This is a genomic window from Citrobacter sp. Cb004, from assembly GCF_030337065.1.
GTDB classification, from domain to species: domain Bacteria; phylum Pseudomonadota; class Gammaproteobacteria; order Enterobacterales; family Enterobacteriaceae; genus Citrobacter; species Citrobacter braakii.
The window spans coordinates 16314-40621 of record NZ_JAOWCH010000057.1 but is presented as its reverse complement, the minus strand read 5'-3'; the positions used below and the strand labels follow the sequence as shown (position 1 = coordinate 40621).

The 24308-nt window shown below is 51.4% G+C and carries 18 protein-coding genes and 1 pseudogene; 10 read left to right on the top strand and 9 right to left on the bottom strand.

Annotation, left to right across the window (positions count from 1 at the left end; genetic code table 11):
* Window positions 1-32 precede the first annotated feature (32 nt).
* Window positions 33-1396 (bottom strand): IS3 family transposase gene (locus tag OGV65_RS12240; RefSeq protein ID WP_155849795.1). Its coding sequence is split into 2 segments (ribosomal slippage): window positions 33-919 and window positions 919-1396, totalling 1365 coding nucleotides; the frame shifts between segments, so codons are not numbered across the junction.
* Between the two features lie 290 nt (window positions 1397-1686).
* On the opposite strand from OGV65_RS12240, the pseudogene OGV65_RS12235 reads away from it, so the two are divergent.
* Window positions 1687-2726: pseudogene (locus OGV65_RS12235) on the top strand (IS3 family transposase).
* 328 nt (window positions 2727-3054) lie between these two features.
* Here the strand turns inward: OGV65_RS12235 and uspF are convergent.
* The 4 genes from uspF to nifJ form a co-directional block, all read right to left on the bottom strand.
* Window positions 3055-3489, bottom strand: a complete 435-nt coding sequence (gene uspF, locus OGV65_RS12230; protein ID WP_016153190.1) for a universal stress protein UspF — start codon at window positions 3487-3489, stop codon at window positions 3055-3057.
* 81 nt (window positions 3490-3570) lie between these two features.
* The gene (locus OGV65_RS12225; protein ID WP_016153189.1) at window positions 3571-3783 is read right to left on the bottom strand and encodes a KTSC domain-containing protein; all 213 of its coding nucleotides are present in this window, start codon (window positions 3781-3783) and stop codon (window positions 3571-3573) included.
* Window positions 3784-3928: 145 nt separating this feature from the next.
* Entirely contained in the window at window positions 3929-5062 is a 1134-nt protein-coding gene (ompC, locus tag OGV65_RS12220; RefSeq protein ID WP_016156616.1) for a porin OmpC, read from the bottom strand.
* A 368-nt stretch (window positions 5063-5430) separates the two neighbouring features.
* Window positions 5431-8955 carry a pyruvate:ferredoxin (flavodoxin) oxidoreductase gene (gene nifJ, locus OGV65_RS12215; RefSeq protein ID WP_286455003.1) on the bottom strand — a complete coding sequence of 1175 codons (3525 nt, stop codon included), beginning with the start codon at window positions 8953-8955 and terminating at the stop codon, window positions 5431-5433.
* A gap of 274 nt (window positions 8956-9229) precedes the next feature.
* Between nifJ and OGV65_RS12210 the strand changes: the two genes are divergently transcribed.
* Window positions 9230-9496 carry a putative hemolysin gene (locus OGV65_RS12210; RefSeq protein ID WP_003020360.1) on the top strand — a complete coding sequence of 89 codons (267 nt, stop codon included), beginning with the start codon at window positions 9230-9232 and terminating at the stop codon, window positions 9494-9496.
* A gap of 13 nt (window positions 9497-9509) precedes the next feature.
* Here the strand turns inward: OGV65_RS12210 and hslJ are convergent, their stop codons facing one another.
* Window positions 9510-9929, bottom strand: coding sequence for a heat shock protein HslJ (gene hslJ / locus OGV65_RS12205; protein ID WP_016153186.1), 420 nt, complete (start codon window positions 9927-9929; stop codon window positions 9510-9512).
* A gap of 112 nt (window positions 9930-10041) precedes the next feature.
* Complete coding sequence (locus tag OGV65_RS12200; protein WP_003833196.1) at window positions 10042-11031, bottom strand: 2-hydroxyacid dehydrogenase; 990 nt, start codon at window positions 11029-11031, stop codon at window positions 10042-10044.
* A gap of 690 nt (window positions 11032-11721) precedes the next feature.
* Here OGV65_RS12200 and OGV65_RS12195 point away from each other — a divergent pair.
* The 4 genes from OGV65_RS12195 to OGV65_RS12180 all read left to right on the top strand — a co-directional run bounded on the left by OGV65_RS12195 (window position 11722) and on the right by OGV65_RS12180 (window position 15193).
* Window positions 11722-14361, top strand: a complete 2640-nt coding sequence (locus OGV65_RS12195; protein ID WP_200046741.1) for a YdbH family protein — start codon at window positions 11722-11724, stop codon at window positions 14359-14361.
* Window positions 14358-14549: a YnbE family lipoprotein gene (locus OGV65_RS12190; RefSeq protein ID WP_016156612.1), complete on the top strand. Its 192-nt coding sequence runs from the start codon at window positions 14358-14360 to the stop codon at window positions 14547-14549. Before OGV65_RS12195 ends, OGV65_RS12190 begins: the two co-directional genes overlap by 4 nt.
* 7 nt (window positions 14550-14556) lie before the next feature.
* Window positions 14557-14880 carry a YdbL family probable chaperone protein gene (locus tag OGV65_RS12185; protein WP_049041608.1) on the top strand — a complete coding sequence of 108 codons (324 nt, stop codon included), beginning with the start codon at window positions 14557-14559 and terminating at the stop codon, window positions 14878-14880.
* 127 nt (window positions 14881-15007) lie between these two features.
* Window positions 15008-15193: a hypothetical protein gene (locus OGV65_RS12180; protein WP_016153181.1), complete on the top strand. Its 186-nt coding sequence runs from the start codon at window positions 15008-15010 to the stop codon at window positions 15191-15193.
* A gap of 43 nt (window positions 15194-15236) precedes the next feature.
* On the opposite strand, the gene azoR is transcribed toward OGV65_RS12180, so the two are convergent.
* Complete coding sequence (gene azoR, locus OGV65_RS12175; protein WP_006684422.1) at window positions 15237-15842, bottom strand: FMN-dependent NADH-azoreductase; 606 nt, start codon at window positions 15840-15842, stop codon at window positions 15237-15239.
* A gap of 201 nt (window positions 15843-16043) precedes the next feature.
* Between azoR and hrpA the strand changes: the two genes are divergently transcribed.
* From hrpA to aldA, 3 genes are all read left to right on the top strand, one after another.
* Window positions 16044-19946, top strand: a complete 3903-nt coding sequence (gene hrpA, locus OGV65_RS12170) for an ATP-dependent RNA helicase HrpA (protein WP_047498566.1) — start codon at window positions 16044-16046, stop codon at window positions 19944-19946.
* 85 nt (window positions 19947-20031) lie between these two features.
* Entirely contained in the window at window positions 20032-20823 is a 792-nt protein-coding gene (locus OGV65_RS12165) for a YdcF family protein (protein WP_279265766.1), read from the top strand.
* Between the two features lie 199 nt (window positions 20824-21022).
* Window positions 21023-22462, top strand: coding sequence for an aldehyde dehydrogenase (gene aldA, locus OGV65_RS12160; protein WP_016153178.1), 1440 nt, complete (start codon window positions 21023-21025; stop codon window positions 22460-22462).
* 40 nt (window positions 22463-22502) lie between these two features.
* Here aldA and OGV65_RS12155 read toward each other — a convergent pair whose 3' ends face one another.
* Complete coding sequence (locus tag OGV65_RS12155) at window positions 22503-23429, bottom strand: alpha/beta hydrolase (protein WP_279265767.1); 927 nt, start codon at window positions 23427-23429, stop codon at window positions 22503-22505.
* A gap of 240 nt (window positions 23430-23669) precedes the next feature.
* Here OGV65_RS12155 and cybB point away from each other — a divergent pair, with 240 nt between their 5' ends.
* A complete protein-coding gene (gene cybB / locus OGV65_RS12150) occupies window positions 23670-24200 on the top strand; it encodes a cytochrome b561 (RefSeq protein WP_019076843.1) in 531 nt (176 codons plus the stop codon).
* Window positions 24201-24308 lie beyond the last annotated feature (108 nt).

Sequence of the window (24308 nt, the reverse complement as noted above, 5' to 3'; positions counted from 1 at the left end):
TGGACTGACCCCATAAAGTTGGACAGTTCATGTTAAGCGGCTTTCAGAGCCTGGGTTCGGTATTCTACCGGACTCAGGCCTTTTAATTTCAGGCTTATTCGTTCGTTGTTGTAGTAATGGATATAGCTCTCTATCGCTTTCCTTAGTTCGCTGACACTGCTGAACTGACTCAGATAAAAACATTCCGATTTCAGCGTCCCGAAGAAGTTCTCCATCACCGCATTGTCCAGACAGTTACCTTTACGCGACATACTCTGCGTCATGCCCTTCGCCTTTAACCTGGCCTGATAACCTTCCATTCGATATTGCCAACCCTGATCCGAGTGCAGCAGCGTGCTATCTTCCGGGCTGAGCTTCAGGAACGCATCGTGCAGCATCGTATTAACCATCTCCATCACCGGCCTTTCCGACAGGCTGTAGGAGATAATCTCCCGGTTAAACAGGTCAAGAACCGGTGACAGGTACAGCTTTTTACCCTGTACCGAGAACTCAGTAACATCTGTCACCCATTTTTCGTTGGCTTTTGACGCGCCGAAGTTCCGGTTCAGTATATTGGGCGCTGCCCTGCCAGTTTCGCCTTTCCAGGAACGATATTTCTTCACCCTTATCAGGGACCGGAGCGACAGCTCTGCCATCAGTCGTTGCACTGTTTTATGGTTCACCAGCAGCCCCTGTTTTTTCAGCGAGAGCGTGATCCTGCGGTAGCCATAACGTCCTTTGTGATAGTGGTAAATCTCTCTTATTTTATCTTTCAGTCCGGCATGCCTGTCCATGCGCTTTAGCGCGTTCATATTGTGATACCACGTGCTGCGGGACATACCCGCGGCACGCAGAAGATCACTGAGCGCATACTCCAGCCTTAGCTCACTGATTATTGCGGCTTTTTGCCGTTTTTCTCGCTTTGAACTAAGGCCTTCAGCTTTTTTAGGTAGGCATTCTCTGCACGCAGGTAACGGAGTTCAGCCCGTAGTTCTTCGGGCGATAACGTTTCCAGTGCAGCATCGGTAAGTGGAGATGATTTTTTAGGTTTTTTCATGTCCTTGCTCCGGCCCTGTTTTATCCTCAGAAGTCCTTTCTCACCAGCATCCTGGTAAACATTAACCCAGTGCCGGACAACGGTTTCGGTTGAGATATTAAACCGTGCGGCGGCCTCGCGCATGGAAAGTTCTTCAGCGAGTACAGTCCGGACTACAGCAATACGGAACGACGGTGAATGGCGGTCATTTTTCCAGGTAATACCATCAATACCGTGAAGTTGCCAGGCTCTTACCCAGCGTCGCACCGATGTTCTTTCAACACCAAAACGTTCAGCGGTACGATGTGTGCCATCGAGTCCGGCAAGGTAATGATTAACTACAGCTAATCTGGTTTCGAGGGAATATTTTGGCTTTGCCATAAAAAACTGCACCTTAGTCAGTTGGGTGTCCAACTTTTGGGGTGCAGTCCATATTCGCCGGGGCTTTTTCATATCCGCTTTCCGTAAACCCCATAGTTAACCATCAACTTTCTAGTCTGGTCGTTAAATCCAATCTGTGGGATTTGCAGAAAAACAAAGTAGCAATCCACTCCCCGCGCTGACGGGGTTTTTATTCAAATACGCGTCTGCCTGTAAGTCTCCCGCATAATCGTGCCATTCACATTTAGAGATACTCCGGCATAATCAATCTGCCAACAAAGGAGGTCGCTATGCGTAAAGCCCGTTTTACTGAGCATCTGATCATCGCCGTGATTAAGTCGGTTGAAGCCGGACGAACTGTTAAGGATGTCTCCCGGGAGACCGGTATCTCTGAAGCCACCTACTACAACTGAAAGTCCAGATACGGCGGTATGTAGGCTTCTGATATTAAAAAGATTAAGGATCTTGAGGACGAGAACCGGGCGCTGAAAGACATTATCGAAAAAAAGCTTTAAAACCAGCCTTTAAGCGTGAGCTGGTCACTCATCTGATAACGACATTTGGACTCAGTATCCGTCAGGCCTGCCGGAGTCTGAACCTGAGCAGAACGGTTTACCATTACCGTCCAGATACCACGCGTGACGAACCCGTTATTGTCGCGTTGCAGGCAGTGGCAGGGCGATACCCACGATACGGTTTTCCGAAACTTTTCCTGGTTCTGCGGCGGCAGGGATACCCGTGGAATCACATATTTACTGTCTGCTGGAGCTGAATTTTCGCCGAAAGGGCAAACAGCGCTTGCCGGTGCGTAATCCCTCGCCACCGGCCACGCCTGAAGCGCTGAACCAGAGCTGGTCTGTCGATTCTATGCATGATGCTCTGGTCTGTGGCCATCGTTTTCGCACATTCAATGTTGTTGATGACTTTAACCGTGAGGCATTGTCGATTGAAATCGATCTGTATCTGCCAGCTTTGCGCGTGGTCCGTGTACTCGACAGGATCGCGGCAAATCGCGAACTGGATGATTCAATAGGTATCATGGTCCGGAATCACTGGCCGAATGGGCAGAGAAACATGCAGTAAAACAGGAGTTTATCCAGCCAGGTAAGCCGACGCAGAACGCTTTCATTGAACGCTTTAACCGGACATACCGTACAGAAAAACTCGATTTTCATCTGTTCAGAACGCTGAATGAAGTGCGGGAAATCACGGAGAAATGGTGTCAGAATATAACTGTGAACGCGCGCATGAATCACTGAACAATATGACACCGGAGGAATATCGACAACACCATTATTTGGCCGGGATCTCAAAAAATGCATGGAACTAAAACGGGTCTATTTACACGCTTATCTTTTTGATTATTCGATAAAAATAGTCTTATCAATAAGCTACGTTTTTTAATCCTTCATGTTCAGGTTGTATTGTTCTTTCTTGCTAATATCTTGATTTTGCGACATTTAATAGAGGCTCAATTCATAGTGTGGCATCAGAAGAGTAGGCATCACGCCGGATAGTCCGGCAAAAGAAGTCTGATATAAAAACTGTGGCGTGTATGGTACGGATAAGCGGGAAAAATGTCAGCACATTTAGGACAGGAATCGTGGGGTATAAGAGGTAGAAACAAAAAGCCCGCAGCGATGTGCGGGCCAGACAGCTTAGCGGACTACCAGTACCGAACACTCCGCATGACGTACCACGGCTGCGGCGTTAGACCCCAGCAGGTAGGTGGTGATGTCAGGTCGATGTGAGGCAATAATGACCATATCAGCCGGTAATTTTTTGGCCATCTCCAGAATCTTATCTTTTGGCGCACCTTCTGTGACATGTACGTGCACTCTGTCCGTTGGGATATTGAACTTCTTGATAATCTCTTCCAGTTGAGATTTTGCTTCGGCTTTCAGATCTTCCATGGCCGGTAACTCTGCCGAGTAGGCCAATCCCAGGGAAGCATAATAGGGCAGTGACGGAATTACGGTCAAAAAATGAACCTGTGCATCGTCAATTTTTGCCTCTGCTTCAACATGGGCAATAACACGTTGAGTTAATTCTGAGTCTGAAATATCGATGGGTACAAGAATCGTTCTGTTCATAAAACCTCCTGTTTAAGTATCCACCCAAAGCTTACCGCGTAATTGCACTTTATGTACAATGACAAAGATCACATTTTGGCATCACTTTATTTTTATTTCAGGAAACTTTCCTTTTATTACCCCATCGTAAAATCGACCTTTAGAAACGACGCTCAGGAAATCACGAAAAATACGAGCAGGGACATGCTGATATTGCAGAGTAGACAACTGGTGAAAGCGAATTTCTAGCGTGCGGGAGGATTCGTCATAGCCGACGGATGCAATACGGGATGATTTTACAGGATGATGATTCATTGCAGGTATCCTCTACTACAGGTCTTAATGCAAGATATCATCTATCAAAGATGTATTTTAGCGCAACAGATATAATGTTTTGATCTGGATAAAACAGAATTGTTAGAACATAAAGAGAGCCCGCTGTTGCCAGCGGGCTGACGGATTAGAACTGGTAAACCATACCCAGTGCTACTACGTCATCAGTAGAGATGTCGTTTTGGCTGTAGAAGTTTTTATCTTCATCCAGCAGGTTGATTTTGTAATCAACATAGGTGGAGAAGTTTTTGTTGAAGTAGTAAGTAGCGCCAACGGATGCATATTTCACCAGATCCTGGTCGCCATCAGATCCGTTTACACCCAGATCCTTACCTTTAGACATCAGGAAAGAAACTTCCGGACGCAGACCGAAGTCGAACTGGTATTGCGCAGTCACTTCAAAGTTCTGAGTTTTGTTGGCAATCGTATTATCACTACCGTTTGAGCCACCATAAGGGGTCATGTTGCGGGTTTCGGAGTACATGGTTGCCAGATAGATGTTGTTCGCGTCGTATTTCAGACCGACTGTCCACGCGTCAGCTTTATCACCGCCCGCGGTAGAATCGTTAACCTGCTCGTTAGTACGGTCAGAAGAGGTGTATGCTGCACCGAAGCTTACACCCATACCCAAATCGTAGGTCGAGGAGATACCGAAGCCGTCACCGTTAGAGTTCTTCATGTTACGATCGTCGCCACCGTTATTGGTGCCTTCCTGCTCTGGTGACTGATTTTCGTTCGCGCCCTGGTACTGCAACGCCACGTTCAGACCGTCAACCAGACCAAAGAAGTCGGTATTACGGTAGGTCGCCACGCCGTTCGCACGACCGGTCATGAAGTTGTCTGCTTTGGTGTAAGAGTCGCCACCGAATTCCGGCAGCATATCGGTCCAGCCTTCAACGTCGTACATTACGCCGTAGTTACGGCCGTAGTCGAATGAGCCGTAGTCGCCGACTTTAATACCTGCGAATGCCAGACGAGTCCAGGAGTCGCCTTTATCACCTTCGGTGCCGTTAGCCTGAACCTGATATTCCCACTGGCCGTAACCGGTGATCATATCGTTAACCTGAGTTTCGCCTTTGAAGCCCATACGCATATAAGTCTGATCGCCATCACTGTTAGCGTCATCAGAGAAATAATGCAGGCCGTCTACTTTGCCATAGAGATCTAATTTGTTGCCGTCTTTATTATAAACTTCAGCCGCGTGAGCAGCGCCTGCAGCCAGCAGGGCAGGAATTACGAGAGCCAGTACTTTTCTGTTCATTGAAATAATCCTTTAGTTTTTTTATTAACCTGTGACTACCCATGTAGGGAGTAAAAGCATGCTAAAGGAGAAGTTCCGTAAAGGGATAAATATGAATTGTTACGCCTTAAGTAAAACCTTAAAGAAATAATTCTACGGAAATGATGATAATTGTGGTGAATGTATTGTTGGTAAATATATAAAATAAAAATTATACAATTTAAGTGTGTTGGGCTATTCTGCGCGTGTTATATGCCTTTATTGTCACGTTTTATTTTTCGTTGACGTATTGATAGCTATTATTAATTAGCCAGCGAATAAATTGACAAGCCCGAACAACTGTTCGGGCTTTTTTTTTTGGGTTCCAGGTTAATACTGAGATAAACGCATTACTCGGTACCGCTCTTTTCCGCTTTTCCAGCCAACTGCGCAAGGAAGTCGTAGCGTTTTTGCAGATCGGCTGCGGCGTCTTTCCAGAGCTGTTCTGCGACTTCTGGCTGTTGGGCATTCAGGCGGCGGAAGCGCTGCTCGTTAAGCAATGTTTCGGCCAGGGCGTCTGACGGTGGCCGAGAGTCCAGCGCCAGCGGCAGCTTACCTTCATCTGCTCGACGCGGATCAAAGCGGTACAGCGGCCAGAACCCGGTTGCCGTGAGCTGACGCATCTGATCATGGCTTAGTGCGAGATCGTAACCATGCTCTTCACATGGGCTATACGCGATAATCAGCGACGGACCTGGATAGGCCTCCGCTTCCTGGATAGCTTTCACCGTCTGGTTCAACTGCGCGCCCAGAGAGATTTGTGCAACATACACGTGCCCGTACATCATCATACTGACGCCAAGATCTTTGCGAGCTTTGCGCTTGCCATGCTCACCAAATTTAGTGACGGCCCCGAGCGGCGTAGCTTTCGACGCTTGTCCGCCTGTATTGGAGTAACACTGAGTATCCAGTACCAGAATATTGACGTTCTCGGTCAGGCTCAGGACGTGATCCAGTCCCCCAAAACCAATATCGTAAGCCCAGCCATCACCGCCAATCAGCCAGATAGATTTCTCGACCAGCGCGTCGGCATCGGTTAACAACTGCTGTGCGCCGTCGACATCTTTCAGGTGCTGGCGCAGTGCTGCAACTTGCTCACGGCGCACCTCTGGCGTAGCTTCAGCGTGCAGGGCGTCATTCAGTTCTGCCGGAATGTTATCGGCAAACTGTTCCACTAAACGCATGACGCGTACACGGTGCTGATCCACCGTCAGGCGGAAGCCCAGCCCAAACTCGGCGTTATCCTCAAACAGGGAGTTTGCCCACGCAGGCCCGCGACCATTGGCGTCGGTAGTATAAGGCGTTGAGGGCAGGTTACCGCCATAAATTGATGAACAGCCGGTCGCATTGGCGATCAGCATGCGGTCGCCGTACAACTGCGTAAGCAATTTGATATACGGCGTTTCACCACAGCCAGAGCAGGCCCCAGAGTACTCAAACAGCGGTGTTATCAACTGCGAGGTACGAATATCAATGCGTTCCAGTTTAGTGCGATCGATTTCCGGCAGATTGAGGAAGTAGTCATAGTTAACTTTTTCTTCTTCCACGTGCTCAAGGCGCGACATCATATTGATGGCCTTGATCTCCGGGTTTTGGCGATCTTTCGCCGGGCATACTTCGACGCACAGATTACACCCGGTGCAATCCTCTGGCGCAACCTGCAGGACATATTTCTGACCGCGCATATCGCGTGATTTCACATCCAGAGAATGCAGGCTGGCAGGGGCATTTTCCATCGCTTCTGGTGAAACCACTTTGGCGCGGATAGCCGAGTGCGGGCAGGCGGCTACGCAGTGGTTGCACTGGGTACACAGCTCTTCTTTCCAGATGGGGATCTCTTCAGCGATATTGCGTTTTTCCCAACGCGTGGTGCCCATCGGCCAGGTGCCGTCTGGCGGCAGCGCTGAAACGGGGAGGGCATCGCCCAGACCGGCGAGCATTGCCGCGGTGACGGTTTTCACGAAATCAGGTGCGGCATCAGAAACCACCGGTGGGCGATTAGCGCTATGTGAGTCAACCGGTTGAAGCGCCACTTCGGCAACGGATTCACGCGCCAGGGCCAGCGCCTGCCAGTTACGTTCAACCAGATCCTGACCTTTACTGCTATAGCTTTTCGCAATCGCACCCTGCAATTCAGCCAGAGCGCTGTCGCCTGGTAAGATTTGCGTCAGATGGAAGAACGCCATCTGCATAACGGTGTTAATACGTGCAGCCAGACCACACTCGCGGGCGATTTTGGCCGCATTAAGCACGTAGAAACGCGCTTTCTTCTGATTCAGAACAGCCTGAACTTCCTGCGGCAGACGTGTCCAGACTTCATCCACACTGTACGGGGTATTAAGCAGGAATATACCGCCAGGTTTCAGGCGCTCAGCCATCTGATACTTATCGATAAATTGCAACTGGTGACAACCAACAAAATCGGCTTGCGACACCAGATACGCTGAGCGAATAGGTTGTTCACTAACGCGCAGGTGAGAAACCGTCAGACCGCCTGCTTTTTTCGAGTCATAGACGAAATAACCCTGCGCATACCACGGCGTAGAGTTACCGATAATCTTGATGTTGTTTTTGGTGGCCGACACGCTACCGTCACTGCCCAGCCCGTAAAACAGTGCCTCGAGCTTCGCGGTACCGGGCAGGGTGTTTTCCGGTAACGGTAGCGACAAGTTGGTGACATCATCATAGATACCGACCGTAAAGCGAGATTTCGGCTTCGCGCTACTCAGCTCATTAAAGACCGCCATGACGCAGTCCGGGCCAAACTCTTTAGAAGAAAGTCCATAACGCCCGCCAATCACGCGCGGTAGCGTTTCTCGTTCGCCGCAGTTAAAGGCTTCCGCCAGCGCGGTCATTACATCCAGATACAACGGTTCAGCTTGCGCGCCGGGCTCTTTGGTGCGATCCAGGACGGCGATGCTCCGTACCGTTTCCGGCAGAGCGCGCAGTAAATGTTTGGCAGAGAATGGGCGGAACAGACGCACTTTCAGAACGCCAACTTTCTCGCCGCGTGCCAGCAGCTCTTCGACGACTTCTTCACTGGTTCCAATCGCCGAGCCCATCAAAATAATGACGCGTTCTGCCTGCGGATGACCGTAGTATTCAAATGGCTGGTACTGACGGCCCGTCGCAGCAGCGAAATCGTTCATCGCCTGTTCTACGTGATCGTAAACCGCGTTGTACCACGGGTTTGTTGCTTCGCGTGACTGGAAGTAGGTGTCCGGGTTCGCAGACGTACCGCGAATAACCGGATGCTCTGGGTTGAGTGCGCGCGCGCGGTGAGCATCAATTTCTGCCTGTGGCATCAGCCCGAGGATTGTGTCATCGGCCAGCGGCACTATTTTATTAATTTCATGCGATGTGCGAAAACCATCAAAGAAATGAATAAACGGGACCCGGCTTTTCAGGGTGGCCATTTGCGAAATTAGCGCAAAGTCTTGTGCTTCCTGAACGCTGCTGGCGCACAGCATTGCGCATCCCGTCTGGCGCACCGCCATCACGTCGGAATGATCGCCAAAGATGGATAATGCGTGAGTGGCAATCGTACGCGCCGCAACGTGCAGCACAAACGGAGTCAACTGACCGGCCAGTTTGTACAGCGTCGGGATCATCAGCAACAGGCCCTGCGATGAAGTAAACGACGTAGAGAGCGCACCGGTCTGCAACGCGCCGTGAACGGTCGCTATCGCACCGCCTTCCGACTGCATTTCTACGACACGAGGGGTATCCCCCCACACGTTTTTAAGCCCGTTCCCGGCCCAGGCATCCGCCTGTTCAGCCATCGTCGAACTGGGCGTAATCGGGTAGATGGCGATAACCTCGCTGGTACGAAATGCGACCGAAGCAACCGCACCATTACCGTCAATTGTGATCATACTGACACCCTTACATTGCGCAAAAAAAGGGACACGCGTAACAGCGGCGAATCCTGTAGTTATCCTTTTAGTTTAGCAAAAGCGCTAAAGACAGATTTTCGCTTTTGTGTCCCTCGAATAAACAGAATGAATGGTTTGATCAAAGGAGCAGCCAAAAAATTGCCAGAAAATGTAAACAGTGCGCATAAATGCGCATATTGCCTCTCGACGGCGGTGTTTCCGCTGCCTATTATTTATGGCTGTGTCGTTTGGTTAATATTCAGAGGGGAGTAAGATGCGTGCAGCGTTTTGGGTAGGGTGTGCCGCGTTATTATTATCGGCTTGTAGTAGTGAACCTGTTCAGCAGGCAACCGCCGCGCATGTCGCACCGGGGATGAAGGCCGCAATGTCCAGTTCTGGAGAAGCTAATTGCGCCATGATTGGTGGTTCGCTCTCCGTTGCCCGTCAGCTGGATGGTTCAGCTATCGGAATGTGTGCGTTACCCAACGGCAAACGCTGTAGTGAGCAGTCGCTTGCCGCCGGAAGCTGTGGCAACTATTAAGCCACCGCGTTTCCTACATTAAATCCGCGAGTTTATACGTCAGCGTTTGTTCTGCTGTCGCCAGTGTTAACTGGTCAGCAGTCAGATCGACCTGTGCGCCTTGCTTAAACATGTCGCTGACGATCCCGTCGAGCGCGTTAAGCTGCGGATCGGCGCACATCATGCGGGTCATCGCCATATCTTTAACCTTCAACTCGCCGTCGGACAGTTTGCCCTGACCGTGGAATTGATTACACATCTTTCCCGATACCGTCATGTTTTCGCCAAAACTCAATTCGGGTGGGTTATTAGCGACGGTGACGGCTTTACCATTCACGCTCTGCAAAACGAAGCGGTGATGCTGCAACTGTTCGCGATTGACGGAAACTTTTCCATTGCTCACACAGCCAGCCATCAGCATGCTGAGCGCAATCAACGTGACAACTTTTTTCATTCAATTTCTCTACGTTTGTGACGGGAATACATTCAATATAATAATGATACTGAAGATTTTAGCATCGGTGATTATCTGAAAATGCCCCCCTGAATCCAGGGGAGCACAGGGATTAGAAGAGGGCGTTTGGACAGGTTTCGCCTTTGGAGATCTGTGCCAGATTCTGCAGCGTGGTCTCAGAAATGCTGGTCAATGCTTCGGCCGTCAGGAACGCCTGGTGACCGGTGAACAGCACGTTATGACAGGCCGACAGGCGGCGGAACACATCATCCTGAATCACGTCATTGGATTTATCTTCAAAGAACAGGTCGCGTTCGTTTTCATACACGTCCATACCCAGAGAACCAATTTTCTGGTTTTTCAGCGCATCGATAGCGGCTTGTGAATCGATCAATGCCCCGCGGCTGGTGTTAATAACCATCACGCCATTTTTCATTTGCTCAAAGGCTTCGTGATTGAGCAGGTGATAATTCTCCGGCGTTAACGGACAGTGCAGGGAGATGACATCGGACTCCGCGAACAGCGTTTTAAGATCGACATATTCAACGCCTAACTCCAGTGCGGCAGCGCTTGGGTAGGGATCAAACGCCAGCAGGCGCATCCCAAAACCTTTCAGGATCCGCAGTGCCGCAATCCCAATCTTACCGGTACCGATCACCCCAGCCGTTTTGCCATACATGGTAAAGCCGGTCAGCCCCTCAAGAGAGAAGTTGGCATCACGAGTACGCTGATAGGCGCGGTGAATACGGCGATTCAACGTCATCATCATGCCAATCGCATGTTCAGCGACGGCTTCGGGTGAATAGGCTGGCACACGGACGACCTGCAGGCCGAGCTCTTTTGCCGCGTCGAGATCGACGTTATTGAAGCCGGCGCAACGCAGCGCAATATATTTCACGCCATGCTTTTTCAGCTCTTCCAGAACCGGGCGGCTGCCATCGTCGTTGACGAAGATACAGACGGCTTCACAGCCATGGGCTGTTTTGGCTGTTTTCTCCGTCAGCAGAAAGTCAAAGAATTCAAGTTCAAAACCAAAAGCCTCGTTAACCTGCTGCAGATACTTCTTGTCGTACTGTTTTGTACTATAGATGGCGAGTTTCATAAGACTTTCTCCAGTGATTTTGACGTCACATTAATCCAATTCAAATTATTTTACAAAATCTAAAAAGTTATTGATAGTCATAGGCGTAATGAATAATTTCAGCGCATCTGTTGTTAGTGTGGGCAGGTTACTCAATTTCAACAACTGGATATTTTTCCGTCCAACTCAATACCCGTAATCGATGCAGGTAAAAAGCCAGCCGAATCACATCCAGACAGCTACGCTTATACAGGTAGCAAATATCGGGAGGGGTCATGTTAACTCACTCTGAAGCAAAGCGATGGGCCACCTTAATGCTTAAGGCGGCATTATGTGATGGTATGAAACCTGAGGAGATTTCCCGGCAGGTACATCTGGTCTGCGATCATCATGGTAGGGAGTGCCTCGAAGAGCTCATTGAGGAAATTCTGATAGAAGCTGGTCGTTTAGGACCTAAACATAGCGATGGAGAACTGAGGCCTCATTGAGTCTGAGTTCTTTATATTCCCGACGGCACGTGTAACAGCGTGCCATATAAAATCATGCGTTATCTAATTGAATTAACTATTATTTTATTAATTCTCGTTGATTGATAAATAGTGCATATACTTCATGGGAATTTATTCTTAATGTGGGCATATCCTGTTAAACATGCCACAATACTGGCCTAAACCGGCTTAAATTTTCGCTAAATCAGGATATTAACTACCCATGAAGGGTAAATATAAAGCCGCTCTGGCACTTCTCTTATTATTGATTCTCGTGCCGCTGACGTTGGTGATGACGCTTGGCCTGTGGGTTCCTACGCTGGTGGGCGTCTGGTTACCTGTTGGCACGCGCATCGCGCTAGATGAGAGCCCACGGCTGACACGGCATGGGCTGCATATCCCGGAACTCCGCTATCTGGTCGATGATTGCCCGCTAGCGCGCATTACTCAGGCCGATCTTTCCCATCCCAGCCGCTGGTTGCTTAATGTCGGGACAATTGAGCTGGATTCCGCTTGCCTGGCTAAATTACCGCAGACAGAAGCGTCTCCGGCAGCGCCCAAAACGCTGGCTGAATGGCAATCGATGCTGCCCAATACCTGGATTAACATCGACAAAGTTATTCTCTCCCCCTGGCAGGAGTGGCAGGGAAAACTGTCTCTTTCGCTAACGCCATCGACCCAGCAACTGCGCTACCAGGGTGAAAAAGTGAAATTCCAGGGGCGTCTGCACGGGCAAAATCTCACGGTAAATGAGCTGGATATAGCCGCGTTTGAAGGGCAACCGCCGGTAAAACTGGTCGGTGAATTTACCATGCCGCTGGTTCCTGATGGACTACCGGTGAGCGGTCATGCGGTTGCTACTCTGAGCTTGCCGCAGGAGCCCTCACTGGTGGACGCAGAACTGGAGTGGCAAGAAAACAGCGGACAACTGATCGTCATGGCGCGGGATAATGCCGATCCGTTGCTCGATCTTCCGTGGGAAATAACCCGCCAGCAATTAACCATCAGCGACGGTCGCTGGAACTGGCCTTATCAGGGATTCCCGCTCAGCGGGCGGTTGGGCATGAAAGTTGAAAACTGGCAGGCCGGGCTGGAAAATGCGGTGGTGAGCGGGCGTCTGAACATACTGACCCAAGGCGATGCAGGTAAAGGAAACGCCGTATTAACGCTGGGGCCGGGTAAGCTGGGTGTGGATAGTAGCGATATGCCGTTACAGTTGATAGGCGAGGCGAAACAGGGTGACCTGATCTTCTACGCCAAATTACCCGCCAGACTCACCGGAAGCCTGAACGACCCGCAGCTGGCTTTCGAGCCAGGAGCGCTGCTGCGTTCGCGTGGACGGGTGATTGACTCGCTGGATATTGACGAAATTCGCTGGCCGCTGGCGGGCGTAAAAGTAACGCAGCGCGGCGTAGATGGCCGTCTGCAGGCTATATTGCGCGCGCATGAAAACCAGATGGGCGGTTTTGAATTGCATCTGGATGGTCTGGCAAATGATTTTCTCCCTGACGCGGGCCGCTGGCAGTGGCGGTACTGGGGCAAAGGCAGCTTTACGCCAATGCATGCGCGTTGGGACGTGGCGGGTAAGGGCGAATGGCATGACAACACCCTGAAGCTTTTTGATCTCTCCACCGGATTTGACCACCTGCAATACGGCACCATGAAGGTGGAAACCCCACGCCTGGTGATGGACGAGCCGATCGTCTGGGTACGGGATGCCAACAAGCCGACGTTTAGCGGCGCGCTGTCGCTGGACGCAGGGAACACCACCTTTACCGGGGGGAGCGTGTTACCGCCGTCAACCCTGAAGTTCAGCGTGGAAGGCACCGACCCGACGATTTTCCAGTTTAAAGGCCAGCTTCACGCGGGCGCGATAGGTCCAGTACAGGTAAATGGCCGTTGGGACGGGATCCGTCTGCGCGGACAGGCCTGGTGGCCAAAACAATCGCTCACCGTATTCCAACCGCTCATCCCACCAGACTGGAAAATGAAGCTACGTGAAGGTGAACTGTATGCGCAGGTTGCGTTTTCGGCTGCCCCGGAACAGGGCTTTGAAGCGGGCGGCCATGGGGTATTAAAAGGCGGTAGCGCCTGGATGCCCGATAACCAAATTAATGGCGTCGATTTTGTGTTGCCTTTCCGGTTTAGTGAAGGCGCATGGCAACTGGGTACGCGTGGACCTATTTCACTGCGTGTTGCGGAAGTGGTGAATCAGGTGACGGTGAAAAATATCGCCGCCGATCTACAGGGGGCGTATCCCTGGAGTGAAGACAATCCGTTACTGTTAAGCGATGTCAGCGCCGAACTGCTGGGGGGCAAAGTCATCATGCAACAACTGCGGATGCCGCAGCACGATCCGGCATTATTACGGGTGCAGAATATCTCTTCCAGCGAGCTTATCAGCGCGGTTAATCCCAAACAATTCGCCATGTCTGGCCCGGTCAGCGGTGCGTTGCCGTTATGGCTGGATAACGAAAAGTGGATCATTAAAGACGGCTGGCTGACCAACCCGGGGCCTATGACGCTGCGTATTGATAAAGACACGGCGGATGCCGTCGTCAAAGATAATATGGCAGCCGGTGCGGCCATTAACTGGCTGCGTTATATGGAAATAAGCCATTCCTGGACGAAAATAAATTTGGATAATCTCGGTGTCTTAACCATGCAGGCAACCGTAACTGGCAATAGCCGGGTGGATGGCAAAGTGGGGACGGTTAATTTGAATTACACCCATGAGGAAAACGTCTTTACGCTATGGCGTAGTTTGCGTTTTGGCGACAATTTACAGGCATGGCTTGAACAAAATGCAGCGCTGCCGGAATCCCATTGCCCGGAAGGCAAGGAATGTGAGGAACAACAATGAAAACGATAGCTGCCATGCTGGGTCTGCTGGCTTCATCTCTGCTGATCGGCTGCACACCCAGAATCGAAGTGGCTGCGCCTAAAGAGCCGATCACTATTAATATGAACGTCAAAATCGAGCATGAGATCCATATCAAAGTCGATAAAGACGTTGAGAGCTTATTAAAATCGCGCAGCGATTTGTTCTGAGGTCACGATGAAAAAACAGCTTGCAGTGATCCTGGTGGCATTGAGTTTATTCAGTGGCAATGTGTGGGCATTGACCTTGAATGAAGCCAGATCCCAGGGGCGGGTGGGCGAAACGCTTAATGGTTATCTGGTGGCATTGCAAACCGACGCCGAAACGCAGGCGCTGGTGAGTGAGATTAATAAAGCACGCAGCGCCAGCTATCAGCAACTGGCTGAGAGCAATAACATTCCTCCAGATGAAGTGGCGAAAATGGCCGGACAAAAGCTGGTCGCTCGGGCTAAACCAGGGGAGTACGTCCAGGGCATCAATGGTAAGTGGTTGAGAAAATAATAAATCTTCTCTGCACACAACCGGAGAGGCACGACGCTGACTTATTCATCGACATCGCAATAGTTGCCACACGGCATCAAACTGAGGCTGATATAGTTCAACACCGGTCGCGTTGCGGAGTGAAATCATGTGGCTTTTCAAGTGGTATGTCTGGAATCGTTGGATATTCAAGCTGTTAAGCCGGGATGTTGCCGAGCCAGAACAATTTTTGCTGCATTGCTGGGAAGAGAATCTGGCGAAGTGCAGAGATTATGCAACCATCTGGCGCGATATTAACCGCATTCACGGCAAACAGGTGCAGGTAAAGAAGTAAATGCTGGAGAAACCCTCCCACCGGATGGTGAGAGGGTGAATTATCAGGCAGCGACGACGCTGTCGATAGCGGCTTTCGCATCGGACTGCGCTTTGGACGCCACTTCCGGGCCGTACGCAATGCCTTCAGCAAAGACGACGTTCACGTCGGTGATGCCGATAAAGCCCAGGAATACGTTCAGATACGGCGTGATCAGGTCAGTCGGCGTATCTTTATGGATACCACCACGGCTGGTCAACACGACTGCGCGTTTACCCGTCACCAGACCTTCTGGACCTTTCTCGGTATAACGGAAAGTCACACCTGCACGGGCAATCAGATCGAAATAGTTTTTCAGCTGGGTTGGGATGTTGAAGTTATACATCGGCGCAGCGATAACAATCACATCATGCGCTTTCAGCTCAGCAATCAGCTCATCGGACAACGCCAGCGCTTCCTGCTGACGCGGTGTCAGCGGTGCATCGCTCGGGCGCAGCGCACCCACCAGTTCGCCATCCAGTACCGGAACAGGATTTGCAGCCAGGTCACGGACGGTGATTTCATCAGCGGAGTGCTTTTCACGCCACTGTTCAACAAAATAATCAGACAACTGACCAGACTGAGAGTACCCTGCCAGAATACTGGATTTAAGAACTAATACCTTGCTCATGGGTGTTTCCTTTTATGTGTTTGAAGGGGGAGTGCCCCGTTGCTTGTTGACACTTTATTCACAATCCTGTCGCAGTGATAGCGCAATATATCGAATCCTATGTTCGAAATTATTGAACAACACATGAAAAGCGCTGATGTGGTACTCTATACCTATCATCTAAAAGAGATTTAACCCGGCAGAGCACTGCCTTTTAACGCTATGACAGAACAACAAAAATTAACCTTCAACATGTTGCAGCAACAGCTGGATTCACTGATGCTGCGTGACAGACAGCGTTTTGCCCGCCGCCTGCAGGGCGTGAAGAAGGTTAAAAATCCTGATGCACAACAGGCCATTTACCAGGAGATGGCAAAAGAGATTGATCACGCTGCAGGTAAAGTTGTGCTGCGTGAAGCTGCGCGTCCGGTCATCAGCTACCCGGAAAACCTGCCCGTCAGTCAGAAAAAACAGGATATTCTGGAAGCGATCCGCGATAACCAGGTGGTGATTGTCGCCGGGGAAACGGGGTCAGGGAAAACCACTCAGTTACCCAAAATCTGTATGGAGCTCGGGCGCGGGGTAAAAGGGCTGATCGGCCATACCCAGCCGCGTCGTCTGGCGGCGCGTACCGTGGCGAACCGTATTGCAGAAGAGCTGCAAACCGAGCCGGGCGGTTGTATCGGTTATAAAGTCCGTTTTAGCGATCATGTCAGCGACAACACCATGGTTAAGCTGATGACGGACGGTATCCTGCTGGCGGAAATCCAGCAGGATCGGCTGCTGATGCAGTACGACACCATCATCATCGATGAAGCGCATGAGCGCAGCCTGAATATCGATTTTCTGCTCGGCTATCTGAAAGAGCTTCTGCCGCGCCGTCCGGATCTAAAAATTATCATCACTTCGGCGACCATCGATCCGGAGCGTTTTTCAAAGCATTTCAATAATGCACCGATTATCGAAGTCTCTGGTCGAACGTATCCGGTGGAAGTTCGCTATCGTCCAATTGTTGAAGACGCAGATGACACCGAGCGTGACCAATTGCAGGCAATTTTTGATGCCGTAGATGAGTTAGGCCGTGAAAGTCAGGGCGACATTTTGATCTTCATGAGCGGCGAGCGTGAAATCCGCGATACCGCCGATGCGCTGAATAAGCTGGATTTGCGCCATACCGAAGTGCTACCGCTTTATGCGCGTCTTTCCAACAGCGAGCAGAACCGTGTGTTCCAGTCGCACAGCGGTCGCCGTATCGTGCTGGCGACCAACGTGGCGGAAACCTCGCTGACCGTTCCGGGGATCAAGTATGTGATTGATCCGGGTACTGCGCGTATCAGCCGTTACAGTTACCGCACCAAAGTTCAGCGCTTGCCGATTGAACCGGTGTCGCAGGCCTCTGCCAACCAGCGTAAAGGCCGTTGCGGTCGTGTTTCGGAGGGGATCTGTATTCGTCTGTATTCCGAAGACGATTTCCTGTCGCGCCCGGAGTTTACCGACCCGGAGATCCTGCGTACCAACCTGGCGTCCGTTATTTTGCAGATGACCGCCTTGGGGCTGGGCGATATCGCGGCGTTTCCGTTTGTTGAAGCGCCGGATAAACGTAACATTCAGGACGGTGTACGCCTGCTCGAAGAACTGGGGGCGATAACCACCGACGAACAGGCAACCGCTTACAAACTGACGCCATTGGGTCGTCAGCTCTCGCAACTGCCGGTGGATCCACGCCTGGCGCGCATGGTGCTGGAAGCGCAAAAACATGGCTGCGTACGTGAGGCGATGATTATCACCTCGGCGCTGTCTATTCAGGATCCGCGCGAGCGCCCGATGGACAAGCAGCAGGCTTCCGACGAGAAACATCGCCGTTTCCACGACAAAGAGTCTGATTTCCTCGCATTTGTGAATCTGTGGAACTATCTCGGCGAGCAGCAGAAAGCGCTGTCGTCAAACCAGTTCCGTCGTCAGTGCAAACTTGATTTTCTGAACTACCTGCGCGTGCGTGAATGGCAGGATATCTACACGCAACTGCGTCAGGTGGTGAAAGAGTTAGGGATTCCTGTTAACAGCGAACCCGCTGAATACAGAGAGATCCACGTCGCGTTGCTGACCGGTTTACTATCACATATCGGGATGAAAGATGCCGATAAACAGGAATTTACCGGGGCGCGTAACGCTCGCTTCTCGATCTTCCCAGGCTCTGGTCTATTTAAAAAACCGCCGAAGTGGACGATGGTAGCGGAGCTGGTGGAAACCAGCCGCCTGTGGGGACGTATTGCTGCACGCATCGATCCTGAATGGGTCGAACCGGTTGCCCAGCATCTGATCAAACGTTCATACAGTGAACCGCACTGGGAACGTGCGCAGGGCGCGGTGATGGCAACAGAAAAGGTTACCGTCTACGGTTTACCGATTGTTGCAGCCCGTAAGGTGAACTACAGCCAGATCGATCCCGCGTTGTCGCGTGAACTGTTCATCCGCCATGCGCTGGTGGAAGGCGACTGGCAAACGCGCCATGCATTTTTCCGTGACAATTTGAAGTTACGCGCTGAGGTGGAAGAGTTAGAGCACAAATCGCGCCGTCGCGACATTCTGGTTGATGATGAGACGCTATTTGAGTTTTACGACCAACGCATCAGCCATGATGTAGTCTCCGCGCGTCACTTTGACAGTTGGTGGAAAAAGATCAGCCGTGAAACGCCGGATCTGCTCAACTTTGAAAAGAGCATGCTCATCAAAGAGGGTGCGGAAAAAATCAGTAAGCTGGATTACCCGAACTTCTGGCATCAGGGCAATCTCAAACTACGGTTAAGTTACCAGTTCGAACCCGGAGCCGATGCGGACGGTGTGACCGTACATATTCCGCTCCCGCTGCTCAATCAGATCGAAGAGAGCGGTTTTGAATGGCAAATTCCGGGGCTGCGCCGTGAACTGGTTATCGCCCTGATTAAGTCTCTGCCGAAACCGGTACGACGCAACTTTGTGCCCGCGCCAAACTATGCGGAAGCGTTTTTAGGCCGCGTCACGCCGCTGGAACTGCCGCTGCTGGACTCGCTGGAGCGTGAACTGCGCCGCATGACCGGCGTGACCGTTGACCGTGAAGACTGGCATTGGGATCAGGTGCCCGATCACCTAAAAATCACCTTCCGGGTAGTGGATGATAAGAATAAAAAGCTGCAGGAAGGACGTTCGCTGCAGGATCTGAAAGACGCACTGAAGGGTAAAGTTCAGGAAACATTGTCTGCGGTGGCGGATGACGGTATCGAACAGAGCGGGTTGCACATCTGGAGCTTCGGTCAGCTTCCGGAGAGTTACGAGCAAAAACGCGGTAACTATAAGGTAAAAGCCTGGCCAGCGCTGGTGGATGAGCGTGACAGCGTTGCCATCAAACTGTTTGATAACCCGCTGGAGCAACAGCAGGCGATGTGGTGCGGTTTACGCCGCCTGTTGTTGCTTAATATTCCTTCACCAATCAAATATTTGCATGAGAAACTGCCCAACAAAGCCAAGCTGGGGCTGTATTTTAACCCGTACGGTAAAGTGCTGGATTTGATTGACGACTGTATATCCTGTGGTGTGGATCAACTGATCGACGCCAACGGTGGTCCGGTGTGGACCGAAGAAGGCTTTGCGGCGCTGCATGAAAAAGTGCGGGCTGAACTGAACGATACGGTGGTTGATATTGCTAAGCAGGTCGAACAGATCCTGACCGCGGTGTTTAATATCAACAAACGTCTGAAAGGGCGCGTGGATATGACCATGGCGCTGGGGCTTGCGGATATCAAATCGCAGATGGGCGGGCTGGTGTACCGTGGATTTGTTACCGGCAATGGTTTCAAGCGTCTGGGCGATACGCTGCGTTATTTGCAGGCTATCGAAAAGCGTCTGGAAAAACTGGCTATCGATCCGCATCGTGACCGTGCGCAGATGCTGAAAGTGGATAGCGTGCAGCAGGCCTGGCAGCAGTGGTTCAATAAACTGCCTCCCGCGCGCCGTGAAGATGACGATGTCAAAGAGATCCGCTGGATGATAGAAGAGCTGCGCGTCAGCTATTTTGCCCAGCAGCTTGGTACGCCGTATCCGATTTCCGATAAACGTATTTTGCAGGCGATGGAGCAGATTTCGGGATAAATCGGTACCAGACAGCATACCGGGTAAGGTGACGTCACCGCCCGGTATGCAACCCGATAAAGTATTAAGATCAGGAGTCATGAGTATGAGCCAGTTTCCGACACTTTCCGCAACCACGCTTGCGGCGATCAATACCGTAGGGCGATGGTTGGCGCAGAATGATTTTACGGGGAATATCACCGTTCAGTCAGATTGCGTGATTCTGGCAGGGAACGCGGTTATTCCGACCATCGACGCCGCCTGCCGGATCGCGAAAGAGCAACAGGTTCCCTTGTTGATTAGCGGTGGCATCGGTCACTCCACACGATTTCTGTATGACGCGATTGCAGAGCATCCTCGTTACAACATCATTCGTACCACCGGGCGCGCGGAAGCGGCGATCCTTGCCAATATCGCACATCAGTTCTGGCAAATCCCGGGGGAGAAGATTTGGGTGGAAGACCAGTCAACAAACTGCGGTGAGAATGCCCGTTTTAGCTGTGCATTATTGAATCAGGCGACGGAAAGTATTCATACCGTCATTGTGGTACAGGATCCCACTATGCAACGTCGCACGATGGCAACCTTTCAGCGCGTAACCCGCGATGAGCCGCATGCGCCGCGCTGGTTGAGTTTCCCTGGATTCATCCCTGAGCTGGCCCAACAGCAAGACGGCGTGGATTTTGTGCCAGCAGCAGAAGGTTTGTGGTCAGTGGATCGCTATCTGTCTCTCATAACCGGTGAGCTTCCTCGCCTGCGTGATGATGCCACCGGTTATGGGCCGTGCGGCCGCGATTTTATCGCCCATGTTGATATTCCTCAGAACGTTGAGCAAGCCTGGCAGCAGTTGCAAAATGACATCGTGCTGACTGATTTACTGGAGAGCCGCTCTCTGTAATTCCTGTTGCCCGTTTGTCGGCGTTTTGCGGCAAACGGGCAAAAATCACACCTGTTTTTTCCCTTCATCATCACTTTGCCAGACGCTTTTATGAAGCCGCTCACAGAACAGCCACTCCAGCCATAATACGACCTGCATGATTGATATTAATTAACAATAGTTTTACTTGTTAAAAACAAATCAATCACAGGAGAGCCGCATGTCAGTACCCGTACAACATCCTATGTATATCGATGGGCAGTTTGTGACCTGGCACGATGATGCCTGGATTGATGTCGTCAATCCTGCCACGGAAGAGGTGATCTCGCGTATTCCCGATGGACGTGCCGAGGATGCGTGTAAAGCGATCGATGCTGCACAGCGCGCTCAGCCGCAATGGGAAGCGCTGCCCGCCATTGAACGGGCGAACTGGTTACGCAAAATTTCTGCGGGTATCCGTCAGCGAGCCAGTGAAATCAGCGCGCTGATTGTGGCGGAGGGTGGAAAAATACAGCAACTGGCTGAGGTCGAAGTCTCGTTTACCGCCGACTATATCGATTATATGGCGGAGTGGGCGCGTCGCTATGAAGGCGAGATCCTGCAAAGCGATCGTCCGGGCGAGAATATTCTGCTGTTTAAGCGCGCTTTGGGCGTGACTACGGGCATTCTGCCGTGGAACTTTCCATTTTTCCTGATTGCCCGCAAACTGGCTCCCGCACTGTTGACGGGTAATACCATTGTCATTAAGCCGAGTGAATTTACACCGAATAACGCCATCGCCTTTGCCAAAATTGTTGATGATATTGGCTTGCCGCGCGGCGTATTTAATCTGGTGCTGGGACGTGGTGAAACGGTCGGTCAGGCGCTGGCCGCAAACCCGAAGGTGGCCATGGTGAGCATGACCGGTAGCGTCGGGGCGGGTGAGAAAATTATGGCTGCGGCGGCTAAAAATATCACCAAAGTTTGTCTGGAGTTGGGCGGTAAGGCCCCGGCTATCGTGATGGATGATGCCGATCTTGAACTGGCCGTAAAGGCAATTGTTGACTCGCGGGTGATCAACACCGGACAGGTATGCAACTGTGCTGAGCGCGTGTACGTTCAGAAAGGTATTTATGACCAATTCGTCAATCGTCTGGGCGAGGCGATGAAAGCCGTGCAGTTTGGCAATCCGGCTGAGCGCAATGATATTGCGATGGGGCCGCTGATTAACGCCGCTGCGCTGGAGCGTGTAGAGCAGAAAGTTGCACGAGCGGTGCAGGAAGGCGCCAGAGTGGTGCTGGGCGGTAAGGCCGTTTCCGGCAAAGGGTATTACTATCCACCGACGTTACTGTTAGACGTGCGCCAGGAGATGGCGATTATGCACGAGGAGACGTTTGGTCCAGTGCTGCCGGTAGTAGCGTTTGATACGCTGGAACAGGCGCTGACGATGGCCAATGACAGCGATTACGGTCTGACCTCATCGATCTATACGCAGAATCTGAATACGGCGATGAAGGCGATCAAAGGGCTGAAGTTTGGCGAAACCTATATTAATCGTGAAAACTTCGAGGCGATGCAGGGCTTTCATGCTGGCTGGCGCAAGTCCGGGATTGGCGGGGCTGACGGTAAACACGGTCTGAACGAATATCTGCAAACGCAGGTGGTGTATCTGCAGTCCTAAGTTTTCGCCGGGTGAGCCTGTACGCCACCCGGCGCAATTCTCACACTTTGCTGGCGATCCAGTTCATCATCAATTCCGGCCAGATGGCCAGCGGCAATCCCTGCGCATCGCGAATACCAAATCCGTGCTTACCGCGTTCAAACAGATGCATTTCGACCGAAACCCCTGGCCTACGTAGCGCATTAAAGAAGACCAGGCTGTTTTCCACCTTCACCGTCGGATCGTCAATGGCGTGTAGCAAGAACGTCGGCGGCGTTGTGTTATCCACTCGCTCTTCAAGAGAATAGCGCTGCAGGTCTTCCTTTTCGGGCGTTGCGCCAACCAGCTCAAGGCGAGAGCCTGGGTGACCGATATCTTCGCGCAGGGTGATCACCGGGTACACCAGCGCCATAAAAGCAGGGCGCGCAGATTGTTCGTCTATGCTATCAATCGGCGTATAAACCGATTCGTCAAACCGGGTTCCCAGACTGGCGGCCACGTGTCCCCCGGAGGAGAAGCCCAACACGCCGATACGGTCAGGGTTGATTTTCCATTCATGAGCGTTGGCGCGAATGTAGCGCATGGCGCGTTGGGCATCGGCCAGCGGCGCATTTGCGCCTTCCTCGTGACCATCGCCCGGCATGCGGTAGGTCATCACAAACAGGGTATAACCGTGAGCGTTAAAGAACGGTGCCAGTGCGCTGCCTTCTTTATCCATCACCACGCGACGATAAGAGCCGCCAGGGGTAACAAGGATCCCTGTGCCGTTAGGTTTTGCAGGGGCGTAAACGGTAATTTCTGGTGCACGAATGCCGGTTACCGCACGATCATAAGCAGACGTTCCGGTATGCCGGGGTTCAGGCGTGAATACCGCATCGCTGTTTTTTGCTCCGGGGGCTTCACCCTGCGGCCAGCATGAGAAGGTGGCCGCGTGGGCAACGGCTTGCTCCATCATGTTTTCTAACGCTTCACGACTCAGTGCTTCCATTACTATGCTCCCTCAGTGGCAAAGGTTAGCTATAACATAGTTAATGAATTGAAAACGGGGAGAGACTCACGACGTATTGAATTCGCGGGAAATGAAAGACGGTGGAGGCGAATCTCCGCCGGAAGGCGAGAGCCTGATAAATTTATCCCGCGTACGAATAAGCCGGGTGAGCAAAAGTTAATGAATTTTTAACAAAAGCCCGTTATGGTGACGCATTATTGTTTTTATTCAGGAAGTGTTATGGGGAATAAGTATTCTGGCCTGCAAATTGGCATTCACTGGCTGGTCTTTTTGTTGGTCATTGTGGCCTACAGCGCTATGGAGTTTCGCGGATTTTTCCCGCGCAGCTATCGTCCCTTATTTAACATGGTGCACGTATCCTGTGGCATCACTATTTTAACGCTGATGGTGGCGCGTCTGCTGGTCAGGCTAAAATATCCGGCACCGCCGATTGTGCCAAAACCGAAGCCGATGATGACCGGAATGGCGCATCTGGGGCATCTGGTTATCTATCTGCTGTTTATTGTTCTGCCGATTATTGGACTGGTGATGATGTACAACCGGGGTAACCCGTGGATTGCATTCGGCATCGTTATGCCGCATGCGGCAGAGGCCAATTTTGATGTAGTGGATATGCTGAAGTCCTGGCACGTGACGCTGGCAAATCTGGGCTATTTTGTTATTGCTCTGCATGCCGCTGCGGCCCTGATGCACCACTATTTCTGGAAGGACAATACGCTGCTGCGCATGATGCCGCGAAAACGCTCCTGATGTAATGCCCCGCAAATGCGGGGTATTTTTTTAGCCGATTATTTTTCCAGACATCATAAAAACTTACCGACAAGATGGTTAAACAACGTCCAGTTCATCACACTCGCT

What these genes read in the sequence shown, in the direction of transcription:
- cybB (WP_019076843.1), top strand. Translation starts at nt 23,670, where the DNA reads ATGGGGAATAAGTATTCTGGCCTGCAAATTGGCATTCACTGGCTGGTC.
- ompC (WP_016156616.1), bottom strand. Translation starts at nt 5,062, where the DNA reads ATGAACAGAAAAGTACTGGCTCTCGTAATTCCTGCCCTGCTGGCTGCA.
- hrpA (WP_047498566.1), top strand. Translation starts at nt 16,044, where the DNA reads ATGACAGAACAACAAAAATTAACCTTCAACATGTTGCAGCAACAGCTG.
- aldA (WP_016153178.1), top strand. Translation starts at nt 21,023, where the DNA reads ATGTCAGTACCCGTACAACATCCTATGTATATCGATGGGCAGTTTGTG.
- OGV65_RS12225 (WP_016153189.1), bottom strand. Translation starts at nt 3,783, where the DNA reads ATGAATCATCATCCTGTAAAATCATCCCGTATTGCATCCGTCGGCTAT.
- OGV65_RS12210 (WP_003020360.1), top strand. Translation starts at nt 9,230, where the DNA reads ATGCGTGCAGCGTTTTGGGTAGGGTGTGCCGCGTTATTATTATCGGCT.
- OGV65_RS12180 (WP_016153181.1), top strand. Translation starts at nt 15,008, where the DNA reads ATGTGGCTTTTCAAGTGGTATGTCTGGAATCGTTGGATATTCAAGCTG.
- OGV65_RS12155 (WP_279265767.1), bottom strand. Translation starts at nt 23,429, where the DNA reads ATGGAAGCACTGAGTCGTGAAGCGTTAGAAAACATGATGGAGCAAGCC.
- OGV65_RS12200 (WP_003833196.1), bottom strand. Translation starts at nt 11,031, where the DNA reads ATGAAACTCGCCATCTATAGTACAAAACAGTACGACAAGAAGTATCTG.
- OGV65_RS12185 (WP_049041608.1), top strand. Translation starts at nt 14,557, where the DNA reads ATGAAAAAACAGCTTGCAGTGATCCTGGTGGCATTGAGTTTATTCAGT.
- hslJ (WP_016153186.1), bottom strand. Translation starts at nt 9,929, where the DNA reads ATGAAAAAAGTTGTCACGTTGATTGCGCTCAGCATGCTGATGGCTGGC.
- nifJ (WP_286455003.1), bottom strand. Translation starts at nt 8,955, where the DNA reads ATGATCACAATTGACGGTAATGGTGCGGTTGCTTCGGTCGCATTTCGT.
- azoR (WP_006684422.1), bottom strand. Translation starts at nt 15,842, where the DNA reads ATGAGCAAGGTATTAGTTCTTAAATCCAGTATTCTGGCAGGGTACTCT.
- uspF (WP_016153190.1), bottom strand. Translation starts at nt 3,489, where the DNA reads ATGAACAGAACGATTCTTGTACCCATCGATATTTCAGACTCAGAATTA.
- OGV65_RS12190 (WP_016156612.1), top strand. Translation starts at nt 14,358, where the DNA reads ATGAAAACGATAGCTGCCATGCTGGGTCTGCTGGCTTCATCTCTGCTG.
- OGV65_RS12195 (WP_200046741.1), top strand. Translation starts at nt 11,722, where the DNA reads ATGAAGGGTAAATATAAAGCCGCTCTGGCACTTCTCTTATTATTGATT.
- OGV65_RS12165 (WP_279265766.1), top strand. Translation starts at nt 20,032, where the DNA reads ATGAGCCAGTTTCCGACACTTTCCGCAACCACGCTTGCGGCGATCAAT.